Raw genomic sequence first — 14710 nt, 5'->3', positions numbered from 1 at the left:
GGACGAGCCGGAGTCGTAGACCTTGGTCAACGATCTGTCGGCACAGATCGGGAAGCTCAGCGGCGCTTCCGCAGCCAGGCCGAGAAGGCGTCCAGCGCCGGTCCGGGGTCGGCTCGGCCGACGCCGACGCGGAACCGGTCGGCCGGGGTGGCGGTGAGTTCGGAGCGGTAGATGCTCGCGGGCAGCAGCAGGACCCCGGCCTCCTGGACGAGGCGGGTGCAGAACTCCTCGACCCCGTCCGCTCCCCGGTAGCGGGGGTAGGCCACACAGCCGCCGTCGGGGGCCCGCCACTCGAACAGGTCCGGGAACTCGCCGAAGAACGCCTCGAACAACGGCAGATTGGCGTCGATGACGGCGCGGTTGCGGGCCAGGATGGGGGCCCTCGCCTTGATCGCGATCCGGGCGAGGATCTCGGCGGGGGCGGAGTTGCAGATGGTGGTGTAGTGCTTGGCCCGCTCCAGGCGGGAGCGCAACTCCCGGTCGCGGCAGACGATCCAGCCGATCCGCAGTCCGGGCAGGCCGAGGGACTTCGAGGTGACGTTGAGGGACAGGGCGCGCTCCGAGAGGTCCGCCGCCTGCGGCAGCCTGCGGGACTCGTCGCGCTCCAGGCCCCGGTAGACCTCGTCGCTGAACAGGTGGATCCCCCGTTCGTCGCAGAGCGCCGCGAGCCGGGCGAAGCCGGCCGGGTCGACGACCTTCCCGGTGGGGTTGTTCGGGAAGTTGACGGAGACGACCCGGGTGTGGGGCCGGATCGCCGCCGCCACCCGGTCCAGGTCCAGGGCCCAGTCCCGCGCGGGGTCCAGGGCCACCCCGGTGACCTCGCAGAGCGACAGCGGTACGGTCTCGGCGGCCTGGTAGTTCGGCGTGACGACCACGGCGTGGTCGCCGGGGCCCAGCAGCGCGTGCATGGCGAGGTAAAGGCCCTCCTCCGCACCGGCGAAGCAGATCACGTCGTCGGCGTCCGCGTGGGTGTACGTCGCCGCGATCGCCCGGCGCAGGCCCGGATCGCCGAAGGTCTCCGTGTAGCCGAGGGACAGTGTGTCCCAGGCGTGCCGGTCCTCGTCGTCGGCCAGGCCGAGCAGTTCGCCCATCGGCATGGTCTGCGCGTCGGAGGCGGTCAGGTGGTGACGGGCGGTGAACTCCCAGCGGGAGAAGTACGTTTCGAGCCGGAAGTCGGGCAGCCGGGTCATGGGCGGGTCCTCTGCGCTCGGTGCTCGGCGAGCAGGGAGTAGACGGTGGAACGTGAGGTCCTGAGGGTGTCCGCGACGGCGGGGACGGCACGGCGTACCGCGAAGATCCCGTCCCCGTCGAGTGCGCCGACCAGGGCGAGGCGGTCCTCGCGGCTGAGCCGGTCGACGGGACGGCCACGGGTGCGGACGAACGTACCGACGGTGTGCCGGAGGCGTTCGGTCCAGTCCTGTTCGAAGAGGGGCTCGGGGCGCGGCGTCACGGGGGAGGCGAATCCGGCGAGGAGGGCGGCGGCCTGCTCCAGGGGGGTGCGGTCGAGGTTGACGCAGAGCACGGCCGACGGCTCGCCGTCCGTATCCCGCAGGACCGCGCTGACCGAGGACAGGCGCCGCCCGTCGGCCAGCAGTTTCTCGTACGGTCCGAACACGTCGCGGGCGGACGGGTCGAGCCGGTCCAGCTCCCCGAGCAGCGAGGGGCTTCCGGGGCCCCGGTCCGTCATCGGGTTCCAGACGCCCAGGACCGTGTCCTCCCGGACGTCGTGCAGCACCACCTCGGCGTAGGGGCCGAGGAGCAGGGCCACCGCGTGGCACACCGGTGACCATATGCGTACCCGGGGGTCGTTCTCGCCCACCACCACATCCATGGACTGGACTGTAATTCCAGCTCGGACAGAATGTCCAGGCGCGAGGTCCGGCGTACGGGATCCGGCGCTGCGGCCGGCCGGTTCAGAGCGGGATCTCGGCCCAGATCGTCTTGCCCGCCCGCGTGTAGCGCGTGCCCCAGCGCTCCGTCAGCTGGGCGATGATGAACAGGCCCCGGCCGTTCTCCTCGTCGCCGCGGGCCCGGCGCAGGTGCGGGGAGATGCTGCTGCGGTCGGACACCTCGCAGATCAGCGTGTCCTCCCGGATCAGCCGGAGCTGGATGGGCCCGTTCCCGTACCGGATGGCGTTGGTGACCAGTTCGCTGACGACAAGTTCGAGCGTGAAGATCGCGTCCGTCAGCCCCCAGGCCTCCAGGCGGCCGACGGCGAACTCCCGGGCACTGCCGACGGCCCGGGGATCGGCCGACACCTCCCAGGTGGCGACCTGGGCGGCGTCCAGGGCGTGGGTACGGGCCAGGAGGAGCGCGATGTCGTCCGCGGGGCCCCCGTCCAGCATCGCCTTGAGTACGGCTTCGCAGGTGGCGTCGAGCGAGGCGTGCGGGTGCGCGAGGGCGGACCTGAGGGCGTCCTGCGGGTTGCGGCCGTCGTCCTTCCGGGGCGCCGACAGGAGGCCGTTGGTGTAGAGCGCGAGCAGGCTGTTCTCAGGAATCCGCAGCTCGGTCGCCTCGAACGGGAGCCCTCCCGTACCCAGCGGTGGCCCCTCGGGGATGTCGACGAAGTCGGCGCTGCCGTCGGGGAGCACCAGCACGGGAGCCGGGTGTCCGGCGCGGGCGAGGGTGCAGGTGAGGGAGACCGGGTCGTAGATCGCGTACAGGCAGGTCGCGCCGGTCGCACCGGCCGTGTCGCCCTCGTCGGACTCGGCCCGCAGCGGCCCGAGGACATCGTCCAGATGGGTGAGGAGCTCGTCGGGGGCCAGGTCCATGTCGGCGAGGGTCCGTACCGCTGACCGCAGGCGGCCCATGGTGGCGGAGGCCTGGAGGCCGTGTCCCAGGACGTCTCCCACCACGAGCCCGACGCGGGAGCCGGAGAGCCGGATGACGTCGAACCAGTCGCCGCCCATCTCCGACACCGAGCCGGCGGGCAGATAGCGGGTCGCGGTCTCCACGGCGGCCAGCTCGGGCAGCCGCTTCGGCAGCAGGCTCTGCTGGAGCTTGAGCGAGGTCCGGTGCTCGCGGCTGTAGCGGCGGGCGTTGTCCACACACACCGCCGCCCGCGCGCCGATCTCCTCGGCCAGGATCAGGTCGTCGTCGTCGAACGGATCCGGGCGCGCGTCCCGTACGAACACCGCCACGCCCAGGGTGACCCCCCGCGCCCGCAGGGGTACGGCGATGCCGGAGGGAGGGCGGTGGCCCAGGGCCCGCGCCCCCGGCCGCGGCCCGCTCGTCGTACCGAGCCAGCCGGCCGCGTCGCTCCTGCTGTCGATCCCGGCCCGGGTCGGCCGGCCGAGCGCGAGGGAGCGTCCCGGCACCGAGTCGGGCGGGTACGCGTTCAGCTCGCCGGGCTCCCACGCCGTCTCCGGGTCCGGGTCGCCCACCGAGCTGCGGGCCACCCGGCGGAGCGTGATCGGTCCGGACTCGGGCAAGGGGGGCGGTTCGTCGCCGTGCAGCACCGTGTCGAAGAGGTCGACCACGGCGAGATCGGCGAACCGGGGGACGGCCACGTCGGCCAGTTCCTGGGCCGTACGGGCGGTGTCGAGCGTCGAGCCGACCCGTACACCCGCGTCGGTGAGCAGCGTCAGCCGGTCCCGGGCGAACATGAGCCGCCTGATGCGCTCCTCCCGGTCCAGCCGGATGCGGGACACGAGAATGCTGACCGAGGTCGCCGCGGCCACCAGGGTGATGGTCACGACCCGCTGGACGGTGGGCAGATGGTCGACCACACCTCCGTAGACGACGGAGATTCCCGCCAAGGTCACGCCGCAGATGATGAGCGTCTGCCGGAACGAGAGCAGCGCGCTCGCCACGAGCGGGGCCAGGACGGAGAATCCGCCCAGCCTGATCACGCCGTGGTGCGAGGTCGGGACCTGCGCGAGCGTCAGCAGGACCACAAAGATGAGCAGTACGACAAAAACGCCGATCTTGCCGCCGTGGCGAACGGAAGACACCCAGACCCACCTCCCGGGGCGGGACACGTGGTGCCGTCATGCCCTTGATCAACGGTAACGCGAACGGACAAACGCGGCGATGCCGACGCAAGCCGGAACCCTCCTCCGGCGTTGTCACTCCCACGGCCCCCGCGCCGCTTTCCGCCCCCGGCAGGATGCGCGGCGGTACGGTCCTGTGGGTCACCCTCGCGGTGGTTGCCCAGGAGTCGGTGTGGAACTTCTCCGACGCCCAGGTCCCCACCCAGCTGCGCCACTACCTGACCTCCGCCGGTCTGGTGGGCCTGTTCATGGGCCTGGACAACGTCCTGGGCGTCTTCGTCCAGCCGTGGACGGGCCACCTCTCCGACCGTCACGCGCGAGGACGGCGCGGCCGGTGGCCGATCATCCTCGTGGGCGCGTCGCTCGCCAGCGTACCGTTCGCGCTCATCCCCCGGGCGGGCAGCCTGCCGGTCCTCCGCGATCCCCCCGCTCCTGATGCTGGTCATGCTCGGCCTGTCCTGGACGTTCCCCGGCCGCCACCACGCCACGGCCGTCCTGCCCGACCCGGCCGGAATCCCGCCTCTCCCCGCCCGGCCGGCCACGACGGGCGGGGAGATTCCCTCCCCGTGGGCCGTCGTCAAGGACCTGGTCCGCGCCCCCACCGGCGCCAGGGCGCTCCTGATGACCGGCATCTTCTGCTTCGCCGGGATGTGGTCGGCCCCGCGTTCCCTGCTCACCCCGTACGGCACCGAGGTCCTGGGGCTGTCGCGCGGCGAGGCAGGGGCGCTGGCGCTGCCCGGCGCGGTCGCCTTTCTCTGCGCCGTCGTCCCGCTCGCGTACGTCTCCGGCCGGCTGGGCCAGATCCGGGCGATCCGGTACGGCGTCGGCCTGTTCGTCGTCGGACTGCTGGCCGGGGTCCCCTTCCCCACACCGGGCGTCACGGTGGTCGCGATGGCCGTGGCTTCGATCGGCTACGCCGTGTTCGCGGTCAACGCGCTGGTCGCGCTCTGGAGCCTGGCCCCCGACAGCCGGGTCCTGGGCACCTACACCGGCCTCTGCACGGTGGCCTCCGCCTCCGGGATGGCGTTCGGCCCCGCGCTAGGGAGCCGTGACCGAGCGGAGGGCGGGGCGCGTTCCCGGCTGGAGGACGAGGTGGGTGCCGTAGGCCGTGAGCCGCGGGGATCTGCCGTCCGAGGCCTCCGCGTACACCCGCGAGCGGCGTGGTGCGCCGACGCCGGTGGCGTACGGGCCCGTGCGCGGGTCGACGGAGACCAGCCGTCCCCCGGAGATCCACACGGCCCGGGATCCGGCGAGGACGACGTCGTCGTTCGTTCCGCCGTCCTCGGGGCCGGTGGTCGTCCACAGGGTCTTGCCGGTCCTGAGGTCCAGGGCGGTCCAGCCACCGCTCGACGCGTCCTCGGCGTTGACCGTACGCAGCACCAGGACGCCGTCCGGGGAGATCACCCCGCCGTACGGTTTGTCCCCCGGCCGCCAGAGCGTCCTGACGAACCTGAGCGTCGCGGGGTCGACCCGTACGACGGGCGGGAAGGTGTCGCCGGCCGCGGAGCCGCTCTCCGTACAGACCAGATAGCCCGGCGCGGCGATCAGGGACGGGCAGGGGTGGGCGGGATCGGACGTGGCGACCACCTCGCCGGTCCGCCCGTCCCGTGCGACGGCGCGGGCGCCGGACTCGACGGTGAGGACCCGCCCGCCCCGCGCGAACGGCGCGGTTTCGGTGGTGTCCCGCTGCCAGAGGGGGGTTCCGTCGGAGGCGCGGTACGCGAACAGCGTCTGGGGCTCGGCGGCGGTCGCGCCGTACGTGGCCGCGTAGACGACGCCGTCGGCCGTGGCCGGCGGGCCGAAGGTACGTCCTGCGGGGAGCACCTTGGTCCACGCGACGCGGCCGGCGGTCAGATCGACGGCCCGGAGAGTACGTCCGCCGGCGGAGACGGCACGATCCCCGTCCGCGGCGGCCCCGGCGTTCCTGCCCTTCGCCCTGTCCGCACCCACACTCCACACGGCCTCACCGGTGGAGGCGGAGTGGGCCACGAAGCCGGCCGGTGCCACGGGACACAGCAACAACCGCTCGGTGGGCAGGCACGTGCCCGAAGGCGCCGGACCGGTGAACCCGGCGGCCCAGGTCCGCCATCCGGCCCGCGCCCCTGGCTCGGGGGCCCCTGACGCCCCGCCACAACCGGCGGCGAACACGAGCAGCACCACCCCCGCCAGTCGGCAGGCGACTTGCCGCACCCTCGTTCCGCCCATACCCCGTACCCCCGCCCCGCTCGCCTGCCCGGCACAGTACCGCCGCCGCCCGACCGGGCGGGTTCCAGGCCGGGTCCGGGCTACGCCACCGGTGTCCTGGCGCTGTCGGCCCCGGGCGCCGCGTCGCGTGTTCGGGTGTGCTTGCGGCTCGGGAGGAGGGCCAGGACGATCATCGTGCCCGCTGCCATGATGATGCCGCCGACCAGGCTGGTGGTGGCGATGGCGTCGGAGAACGCGGTGTGGGCCGCCGAGACGAGGCCCTGGGCCTGGGCCGGGGTCGGGGTCGCCTGGGGGTTGCGGGCCAGTTCCCCGGCCACGGCGAGGGCTCCGCCGATGGAGTCGCGCGCGACGTCGAGCGGCTCCGGGGGAAGTGCCTTGCCCACGGCCTCCGTCAGGTTGTCGCGGTACGAAGTCGCCAGCAGGGAGCCGAGGATGGCGATGCCCAGCGAACCGCCCAGTTCGAGGGCGGTGTCGTTGACGCCTCCGCCCACGCCCAGTTGGTCCTCGGGGAACGAGCCCATGATGGTGTCGGTGCAGGGCGCGACGCTCAGTCCGACGGCGAAGCCGAGCAGGATGAACGGGACGAGGAAGTCGCTGTACGTGGAGCCCGCGTCGATACGGGTCAGCAGCAGGACGGCGACCGTGCCGAGGGCCATGCCCGTGACCACCGTCGTCCGCATGCCGAGCAGCGGCGTCAGGCGCCCGGTCACCGCTGCGGCGACACACACGCCCGCGGCGAGCGGGAGCATGCGGACGCCGGTTTCGAGGGGGCTGTAGCCCAGGACGAACTGGAGGTGCTGGGTCATGTAGTAGAGCGCGCCGAACGTGCCCAGGAAGAACATCAGGACGGCGATCGTCGATCCGCTGAACGCGCGGTCCCGGAACTTGCGTACGTCGAGCACCGGGTGCGGATGGCGCAGTTCCCGGACGACGAAGCCGATGATCGCGAGAACGGCGACGACGGCCGCGGCGACCGGACCCGTACCCCATCCGAAGTGCGGACCCTCGATGATGGCGTACACCAGCGCTCCGACGGCGACGACGGACAACAGGCCGCCGACCACGTCGATCCGGCCCATGGCGCGGGCGCGGGACGGCGGGACCAGCACGAACGCACCCACGATCGCCGCCAGCGCGATCGGCACGTTGATGAGGAACGTCGAGCCCCACGCGTGGTCCTCCAGCAGCCACCCGGCGATGAGCGGCCCGAGGGCGACGCCGAGACCGGAGGTGGCGGTCCAGGCGGTGATCGCCCGGGCCCGTTCCTCACGCGGGAAGGTCGCCACCAGCAGCGAGAGGGTCGCCGGCATGATCACGGCGGCTCCGACACCCATGACGGCCCGGGCCGTGATGACGGCCCCCGTGGAGTCCACCAGACTCCCCGTCACGGCCCCCGCCGCGAAGACGCCGAGGCCGGCCACCAGTGCGCCCCGGCGGCTGTACTTGTCGCCTATCGCACCCAGGAGCAGCATCAGCGCCGCGTAGGGAACGGTGTACGCGTCGATGACCCACTGCAACCCGCTGCTGTCCAGACCGAGGTCCCGGGTCATGTCGGGCGCGGCCACGATGAGCGCGGTGTTGGCCATCACGATGATCAGCAGACTCAGGCACAGCACCAGGAGCGCCCACCACCTCTTGGAGTAAGGGGAGCGCATTTGATCGACCGGGGTCGAGGCGAGAAGAGGCATGGCGGCTTCCTTCAGGGAGCGACGGCTCTTATTTGCTCAGCGATGTGCACGTTAGCTTCTTGCCCATAGGTGTGCAAATATCAGACCGCCGCGACCCCCCTCCGCGTCCCGGCCCCGCCCGGAGATTGCGACTCTGCCCACGCATGTGCAGACTGGATCTCCCATGACAAAGACCGCCCCCGAGCCCCAGCGCCGCAACGCCCGTGCCAACCGGGCACGCATCCTGGCTGTCGCCCAGGTCGAACTGAGCCGCAATCCGGACGCGACGCTGGAAGAGGTCGCGCGGGCCACCGGGGTCGTACGCCGGACCGTCTTCGGGCACTTCCCGGGGCGGCCCGCGCTGCTGGAGGCCGTGGCCCAGGAGGTGTCGCGGGTCCTGGGTGAGGCGGTGGAGGCGGCCGTGTCGGCGGACGACCCGCCCGAGCGGGCGCTGGCCAGGTTCGTGCTCGGCATCTGGCCGGTGGGTGACCGCTACCGGATGCTGATCGGGCTGGCCCGGCGCGATCTGGGCGTCGAGCGGGTCTCGGAAGTGCTTTCCCCCGCACGCGAGAGGGTCACGAGCATCCTGGAGCGGGGACAGTCCGTCGGCGCGCTCCCCGCGCATGTGCCACCGCGCGTTCTCAGTACGGCCCTGGAGGCCATGGCGCTGTCGCTGATAGAGAGCGTCGGCGCCGAGGCCTGGCAGGACGACGGTACGGCGACGGCGACGGCCACGCTGATCGCGGCCGGCGTCCCCGCGCGGCGCGCGGAGGCCGAGGTGCACGACCTGTCAGCGCTGTTGGCCCGTACGGCGAAGTAGCGTCGTAGAGGGCGCGGCGGTTCCCCGGTCCTGGGCGGAACGGTCCTCCGGACGGGCAGCTCGTGGCGTCGCAATGATGGCGCTCGCGCGGGACAGCGGCAAAACTGGGTGGTACCCGGCACGACGACGCCCCGGGTCGTACGGACGACGGACCACGACAACAGCGAGGTCCCCGTACCGGCGGCGCCGCCGGACTGGCCCCCATGTACGCCGCGAGTGGATGATGGGACGTAGGTGATACTGCGGAATGTCCGGTGATGGTGGCACCGAGGTCGAAGTCCCGAGGCTGTGGGCGGACCCGGCAGGCGGGGCCGACAGCGGTCTGCCGCCGGGCACGGACGAGCAGGAGGCCGTCGCGGGGCAGATGCTGGCGTTCGCCGGCGCCGCGCTCGTCGCCGTCTACGTCCTGGACGCGGGCGGAAGGGCGCTGCGGCTGGCCCAGTCGTCCGGGCGGCTGCGCGACCGGATCCCGCTGCCGGACGGGTACGCCCTGTCGAGCAGGTCGCCGGTCACCGACGCGTACTGCACCGGACACCCCGTCTGGCTCGGCCCCGGCGAACTCGCCTCGTACGGCGAGACAGGACAGCGGACCCTCCCGGTCGACATCTCGCTGGGCGCGCTGCCCTGGCGGCTGGGCTGCCTGCTCGTGGTGGACGACGACGAAGGGGGCTTTGACGTCGAGCGGCGCGATTTCCTGGAGGTGTACGCCGACCAGGTCGCCGCGCGGCTCGAAGCGCACGGTGAGCCGGGCAGTGTCCTGACCGCCGGCCGCCCGCCGCCGTCGGTCCTGCCCGCCGCCCCTCCCGACGCGCTGCGGGTCGGGAAGTTCAGCCTCGTCCTCAGCACCGGGCGGATCAAGGCGGACGCCCGGGTCCTCGAACTGGTCGACATGGCGCCGGACGACTTCGACGGCCGCGTGGAGACCCTCCTGGCGCACTCCGTCCCCGACGACCTGCCCGCACTGATGTCCCTGATGGAACCGGGCAAGGTGACCTCGGGCAGCCGGGAACTGGAGTTCCGCGTCCGCCGGATCACGGGCGAGCTGCGCTGGCTCCAACTGCGCTGCCGTGTGGTGGCCGACAGCTCCGGCCGGCCGGACCGGGTGGTGGGCGTGGTCGCCGACGCCCACGCGCTGCGGCCCAGCGCCGACGAGGTGTCCCGCGTGCAGCGGCTCGCCGCGGCGCTGGCGGGCGCGAAGAGCGTCCGGGACGTGGGCCGGGTGCTGGTCTCCGCGCTCCGCGGCCCGCTGGGGGCCGACCGGGTGGCGTTCGCCGAGATCGAGTCGGACCGGCTGGTCGTCCTCGCGCTCGATCCGCCGGAGCCCTCCGCGTGGCCGGACGTCTGGCAGTCGGAGTGGCGTTCGGAGTGGCCCGACCTGCCGATCCGGTCCCTCCCCACGCTGGCGGACACGCTGCGCGAGGGCCGGGTCAGCCTGTGGCCGGAAGGCCCCGCGAGCGAGGGCGGTCTCGCGGACGTGGGCCCCGGCGGGCTCGCCGTCCTGCCGCTCCCCGCCGAGGGGCGGGTGGTCGGCGCGTGCCTGGTGGGCTGGGACGAGCCGCACGAGTTCCGCCCCGAGGAGCGGTCCCTGCTCACCGCCACGGCGGGCCTGGTGGGGCAGGCCCTCAAGCGCGCCCGCGCCTTCGACGCCGAGCACGAACTCGCCACCACGCTCCAGCGCAGCCTGCTGCCCCGCAGGCTCCCGCCGCTGGCCGGCGGGGTGGCCGTCGCCCGCTACCTTCCCGCGATGGCGGGACTCGCCGTGGGCGGCGACTGGTACGACGTCATCCCGCTCTCCGAGGGGCGGGTCGCCCTGGTCATCGGCGACGTGCAGGGACACAGCGCCGCCGCCGCGACGATCATGGGCCAGATGCGTACGGCGATCAGGGCGTACGCGGTCGAGGGCCACCCGCCGGACGTGGTCGTCTCGCACGCCAACCGCCTGCTCGTCGGCATGGAGACCGACCTGTTCGCCACCTGCTGCTACGTCGAGCTGGACATGGAGGAGGGCGACGCCTGGTTCGTACGGGCGGGGCACCTCCCGCCGCTGCTGCGTCACCCGGACGGCTCCACGGAGGAGATGGCAACCGAGGGCGGCCCCCCGCTGGGTGTCGTCGCGGACGCGGAGTTCCCCATGACCACGCTCGGGCTGGCCCCCGGCACGGTCCTCGCCCTGCTGACCGACGGCCTGGTCGAGTCCCAGATCCTCCATCTGGAGGACGGCATGCGCCGGATGTGCGAGGTGCTCGGCTCCACCGACACCTCCGACCCCGGCCGGATGGCCGACACGATGCTCGGCGGCGGCGGGCGGCGGGACGACGACGTGGCGCTGCTGCTGATGCGCTACGACGGGATGAAGGTCCGGCCGGTCCGGGCCAGCTGGACGGTGTGGCGGCTGCCGGACGCGGTCATGCACGCGCGCCGGTTCACCGCGCGGACCCTGCGCACGTGGAGCCTGTCCGACGAGGCGGACGTGGTGCTCCTCATCGTCTCCGAGATGGTCACCAACGCCCTGGTGCACACCCAGGGATCGGTGCGCCTCGACCTCGCGCTGGCCGCGGACCGGCTGCGGATCGCCGTGACCGACGGGTCCCCCCGCGCGCCCGCCAAACCGGTGATCGTCGACTGGGAGTCCACCGGCGGGCGCGGCATCCTGCTGGTCGAGGCGATGTCGGCGGCCTGGGGTTCGGTGCCGGTGAGCGGCGGCAAACAGGTGTGGAGTGAAATCACGGTGCCGCCACGCGAGGCGCCGGGCCCGGACGCCGGGCCCGTGGCAGGGTAGGCCGCGTCCGACCTGCCCGTACCGCCTCCGGTGCCGGGTCAGGAGGGCGCCGTCGAACGGGCGAGGAGGAACTCCGAGTGTTCCGGACCGCACCACCTGCCGGGCTCCGTCCCACCGCCGTCACCCTCGCCGTGTCGGTGGTGGCCGCGGGCCTCGCCCTCTCCGCCTGCGGCGACGGCGGTGGGGGCGGCGGGGGAAACGGTTCGAGCGACAGCGGGGTGACGATCGGCCTGCTGCTCCCGGACAGCCGTGCCTCCCGCTGGGAGAAGTTCGACAGGCCGCTGATCGAGCGCAGGGTCAAGGAGCTGTGCGACAACTGCCGGGTCAGGTACGGCAACGCCCGGGGCGATGTGGCGGCCCAGCAGCAGCAGGTGGACTCCATGATCACCCAGGGGGTCGACGCGCTGATCCTCACCCCCGTCGACGCCAAGGCGCTGACCTCCTCGGTCAAGGAGGTGAAAGCGGCGAACATCCCGGTCATCTCGTACGACCGGCTGAGCGAGGGCCCGATCTCCGGGTACGTCTCCTTCGACGGGGAACAGGTCGGCAGACTCCAGGGCACGGCCCTGCTCAAGGCCCTCGGCCCGCACGCGGCCGACCGCCAGATCGTCATGATGAACGGCGACCCGTCCGCCGACCCCAACGCGAACCTGTTCAAGCGGGGCGCCCTCTCCGTCCTGCGCGGCAAGGTGCGTATCGGCAAGTCGTACGACACCGCGGGATGGAAACCGGAAGTCGCCAACAGCAACATGTCGGGCGCGATCGGGTCCCTCGGCGCCGACCACATCAACGGGGTGTACGCCGCCAACGACGGTCTCGCCGCCGGTGTCATCGCGTCCCTGAGGGCGAACGTCGTCAGCCCGCTGCCGCCCGTCACCGGCCAGGACGCCGAGCTGCCCGCCGTACAGCGCATCGTCGTCGGTAGTCAGTACATGACGGTGTACAAGCCCTTCGCGCCCGAGGCCGATGCCGCCGCCGAGATGGCCCTCACCCTGGGCCGGGGCCAGAAGCTCGGCAAGCAGGCGCCCGACCGGGTGAACAGCCCCACCACCGAGGACATCCCGGCCGTCCTGCTCAACGGGATCACGGTGACCGTCGGCACCATCAAGAGCACCGTCGTCAAGGACGGCATGTACACGATTGGCCAGATCTGCTCTCCGAGGTTCGCGTCGGCGTGCGAGAAGGCCGGACTCACCACGTAACGGGGCGAGGAGGGAGTTGGTGACCGTGACCGCCGCGCCCCTGCTGGCCGTGCGAGGCGTCTCCAAGCGCTACGGCGCCGTGCAGGCGCTCACGGACGTCGAGCTGGAGGTCCGGGCCGGTGAGGTCGTCGCCCTGATGGGCGACAACGGCGCCGGCAAGTCCACGCTCGTCAAGGTGATCGCGGGCGTCGACCCCGCCGACACCGGAGTCATCGAGTGGGAGGGACGGCCGGTACGGATCAAGCGCCCCCACGACGCCAAGGGCCTGGGCATCGCGACCGTCTACCAGGACCTCGCGCTCTGCGACAACCTCGACATCGTCGGCAACCTGTTCCTCGGCCGTGAGATCAGCAGGTGGGGCATCCTCGACGAGGTCGAGATGGAACGCCGTACCCGCGAACTGCTGGAGACGACGCTGCCCCTCCACGTCCCCCATGTGCGCGTCCGGGTCGCCTCGCTGTCCGGAGGGGAGCGGCGGACCGTCGCCCTCACCCGCTCGCTCCTCGGCGCGCCGAAGATGCTCCTCCTGGACGAGCCCACCGCAGCCCTCGGCATCCAGCAGACCGTCCGGGTCCTCGACCTGGTCGAGCGGCTGCGCGACCAGGGCCTCGGCGTGCTGATCATCAGTCACAACATGGGGGACATCAAGGCCGTCGCCGACCGGGTGGCGGTCCTGCACCTCGGCCGCAACAACGGCTCCTTCGACGTGGGCACCACCTCCCAGGAACAGATCCTCGCGTCCATGACCGGCGCGACGCGCAGCGCCGTGACCCGCCGCCCACCGGGCGTGGGGAGGGACGAGTCCTGAGCACGTTCGTCACGGCCCTCTCCCGCGTCGCCCGGGCGTTCGGCCGCAGACTCGGCAGCGGCGAACTCGGCTCGGTCCCGGCGGTAGTCGGGCTCGTCGTGATCTGGATCGTCTTCCAGAGTCTCAACTCCCGCTTCCTGTCGCCCCGCAACCTGTCCAACCTCAGCGTGGACATCGTCGGCACCGGACTGATCGCGGTCGGGATCGTCTTCGTCCTGCTGATCGGGGACATCGACCTGTCGGCCGGTTCGGTCAGCGGCCTCGCGGCGGCCGTGTTCGCGGTGCAGAACGTGCTCCACGGGGTGACCGAGTGGGTGGCGGTGGTGGTGGCCGTGCTCGTCGGGACGGCCGTCGGCGCCTTCCAGGGCTACATCGTGGCCAGGGTCGGCGTACCGGCGTTCGTGGTGACGCTCGCCGGGCTGCTGGGGTGGAGCGGCCTCATGCTCTACATCCTGGGCACCAGCGCCACGATCAACCTCGACGACCAGGGCTTCGTCGCCCAGCTGACCAGCTATTACTTCCACGACGACGGGGTCGCGTACGGTCTCGCGGCCTTCGGCACCGCCGCGTTCTTCCTGGTGTCCTGGCGGGACCGGCGGCGTCGCAAGGGCGCCGGGATGCCCACCAAGCGGCTCGCCGAGACCGGGGTGCGGACGGCGGTGGTGGCGGTCATCGCGTTCGCCGCCGCCGCCGTGCTCAACCGGTTCCAGGGGCTGCCGCTGGCCCTGCTCATCTTCCTCGTCCTGATCGCGGCGCTGGACATCCTCCTCCGCCGTACGCCGTACGGACGGAAGGTGTACGCCATCGGCGGCGGCATCGAGGCCACCCGGCGCACCGGGGTCCATGTGGTGCTCGTGCGTATCTCGGTCTTCATGGTGTCCGGGACGATGGCGGCGGTGGGCGGCCTGTTCCTGGCCTCCCGGATCACCGCGGCGAACCAGACGTCGGGCTCCGTCATGCTGCTGATGAACGCGATCGCCGCGGCGGTCGTCGGGGGCGCCAGCCTGTACGGCGGACGGGGGACGACCTGGTCGGCGCTGCTCGGCATCCTGGTCATCCAGTCGATCGCCTCGGGCATGGCGCTGCTGGGGATCCAGTCGGCCGTACAGCTCATGATCACCGGGGGTGTGCTGCTGGCGGCGGTGGTCATCGACTCGCTGTCGCGGCAGTCGCAACAGGCGCACGGCAGGGCCTGATCCGGGGAGGGGGCGGCCCGTGCCGTGGGCGTGTCGCGGTC

The 14710-nt window shown here is 72.4% G+C and carries 10 protein-coding genes and 1 pseudogene; 6 read left to right on the top strand and 5 right to left on the bottom strand.

Annotation, left to right across the window (positions count from 1 at the left end):
- Positions 1 to 56: 56 nt before the first annotated feature.
- From OG349_RS33335 to OG349_RS33325, 3 genes are all read right to left on the bottom strand, one after another.
- Positions 57 to 1190, bottom strand: a complete 1134-nt coding sequence (locus tag OG349_RS33335) for a pyridoxal phosphate-dependent aminotransferase (protein WP_327238141.1) — start codon at positions 1188 to 1190, stop codon at positions 57 to 59.
- Positions 1187 to 1831 (bottom strand): helix-turn-helix transcriptional regulator, encoded by a 645-nt coding sequence (locus tag OG349_RS33330; RefSeq protein ID WP_327238140.1) that lies wholly within the window; start codon positions 1829 to 1831, stop codon positions 1187 to 1189. Before OG349_RS33330 ends, OG349_RS33335 begins: the two co-directional genes overlap by 4 nt.
- 82 nt (positions 1832 to 1913) lie before the next feature.
- Positions 1914 to 3953, bottom strand: coding sequence for an ATP-binding SpoIIE family protein phosphatase (locus tag OG349_RS33325; protein WP_327238139.1), 2040 nt, complete (start codon positions 3951 to 3953; stop codon positions 1914 to 1916).
- Between the two features lie 474 nt (positions 3954 to 4427).
- Between OG349_RS33325 and OG349_RS33320 the strand changes: the two are divergent.
- Positions 4428 to 4967: pseudogene (locus OG349_RS33320) on the top strand (MFS transporter); the annotation flags it as partial.
- A 63-nt stretch (positions 4968 to 5030) separates the two neighbouring features.
- On the opposite strand, the gene OG349_RS33315 reads toward OG349_RS33320, so the two are convergent.
- Both OG349_RS33315 and OG349_RS33310 read right to left on the bottom strand, forming a co-directional pair.
- Complete coding sequence (locus tag OG349_RS33315; RefSeq protein ID WP_327238138.1) at positions 5031 to 6197, bottom strand: outer membrane protein assembly factor BamB family protein; 1167 nt, start codon at positions 6195 to 6197, stop codon at positions 5031 to 5033.
- 80 nt (positions 6198 to 6277) lie between these two features.
- Positions 6278 to 7885 (bottom strand): MFS transporter, encoded by a 1608-nt coding sequence (locus OG349_RS33310; protein WP_327238137.1) that lies wholly within the window; start codon positions 7883 to 7885, stop codon positions 6278 to 6280.
- A gap of 163 nt (positions 7886 to 8048) precedes the next feature.
- Between OG349_RS33310 and OG349_RS33305 the strand changes: the two genes are divergently transcribed.
- From OG349_RS33305 to OG349_RS33285, 5 genes are all read left to right on the top strand, one after another.
- A complete protein-coding gene (locus OG349_RS33305; protein ID WP_327238136.1) occupies positions 8049 to 8684 on the top strand; it encodes a TetR/AcrR family transcriptional regulator in 636 nt (211 codons plus the stop codon).
- Between the two features lie 247 nt (positions 8685 to 8931).
- On the top strand, positions 8932 to 11463 hold the full coding sequence (locus tag OG349_RS33300) for a SpoIIE family protein phosphatase (protein ID WP_442806347.1): 2532 nt from the start codon (positions 8932 to 8934) through the stop codon (positions 11461 to 11463).
- Between the two features lie 77 nt (positions 11464 to 11540).
- The gene (locus OG349_RS33295; RefSeq protein WP_327238135.1) at positions 11541 to 12665 is read left to right on the top strand and encodes a sugar ABC transporter substrate-binding protein; all 1125 of its coding nucleotides are present in this window, start codon (positions 11541 to 11543) and stop codon (positions 12663 to 12665) included.
- Positions 12666 to 12681: 16 nt separating this feature from the next.
- Positions 12682 to 13473, top strand: coding sequence for an ATP-binding cassette domain-containing protein (locus OG349_RS33290; RefSeq protein ID WP_327238134.1), 792 nt, complete (start codon positions 12682 to 12684; stop codon positions 13471 to 13473).
- Positions 13470 to 14669, top strand: a complete 1200-nt coding sequence (locus OG349_RS33285; RefSeq protein WP_327238824.1) for a sugar ABC transporter permease — start codon at positions 13470 to 13472, stop codon at positions 14667 to 14669. The genes OG349_RS33290 and OG349_RS33285 overlap by 4 nt, the downstream gene beginning before the upstream one ends.
- Positions 14670 to 14710 lie beyond the last annotated feature (41 nt).

Source organism: Streptomyces sp. NBC_01317, assembly GCF_035961655.1.
In the GTDB taxonomy this organism is placed as follows: domain Bacteria; phylum Actinomycetota; class Actinomycetes; order Streptomycetales; family Streptomycetaceae; genus Streptomyces.
Note: the sequence above shows the minus strand (reverse complement) of the source record. Positions and strands in the feature narration are given on the sequence as shown.

Excerpts from the sequence above, each read along its gene's own strand:
- OG349_RS33300 (WP_442806347.1), top strand. The coding sequence starts at position 8,932 with ATGTCCGGTGATGGTGGCACCGAGGTCGAAGTCCCGAGGCTGTGGGCG.
- OG349_RS33305 (WP_327238136.1), top strand. The coding sequence starts at position 8,049 with ATGACAAAGACCGCCCCCGAGCCCCAGCGCCGCAACGCCCGTGCCAAC.
- OG349_RS33330 (WP_327238140.1), bottom strand. The coding sequence starts at position 1,831 with ATGGATGTGGTGGTGGGCGAGAACGACCCCCGGGTACGCATATGGTCA.
- OG349_RS33310 (WP_327238137.1), bottom strand. The coding sequence starts at position 7,885 with ATGCCTCTTCTCGCCTCGACCCCGGTCGATCAAATGCGCTCCCCTTAC.
- OG349_RS33335 (WP_327238141.1), bottom strand. The coding sequence starts at position 1,190 with ATGACCCGGCTGCCCGACTTCCGGCTCGAAACGTACTTCTCCCGCTGG.
- OG349_RS33315 (WP_327238138.1), bottom strand. The coding sequence starts at position 6,197 with ATGGGCGGAACGAGGGTGCGGCAAGTCGCCTGCCGACTGGCGGGGGTG.